Annotated in this window: 1 pseudogene; it reads right to left on the bottom strand. The window is 61.1% G+C overall.

Annotation, left to right across the window (positions count from 1 at the left end):
- Positions 1-189: pseudogene (locus NE591_RS14790) on the bottom strand (FMN-binding protein); the annotation flags it as partial.
- Positions 190-296 lie beyond the last annotated feature (107 nt).

Genomic DNA, 296 nt, shown 5'->3' with positions numbered 1-296 from the left:
GCCGCTATAGGTGTCGATGTAGGGGAGATTCTTTCGCCCGAACTCGTTCTCCTCGCCGGCGAGGGCGTGGGCGTTGTGGGTCTCGATGGTGGAGGCCAGCTCGGGCAGGCCAAGCGCTTCGGCTGCCTCTTCGACCGAGTCGTAATGGACCATGTCGCCGCGATGCTCCAGGCATTTATAGGTGTCCATGGCGTACAGCTCGTTCTTGTTGGTGGTGATTGGCCGAAGGAGAGCAGTTCCTGGCCTCATTGCAGAACCCGAACCCGGCGCTCATCCAGGCCTTCAAATCACGGGCG

The organism is Adlercreutzia sp. DFI.6.23 (assembly GCF_024462535.1).
Taxonomy (GTDB): Bacteria; Actinomycetota; Coriobacteriia; order Coriobacteriales; family Eggerthellaceae; genus Adlercreutzia; species Adlercreutzia rubneri.
Note: the sequence above shows the minus strand (reverse complement) of the source record. Positions and strands in the feature narration are given on the sequence as shown.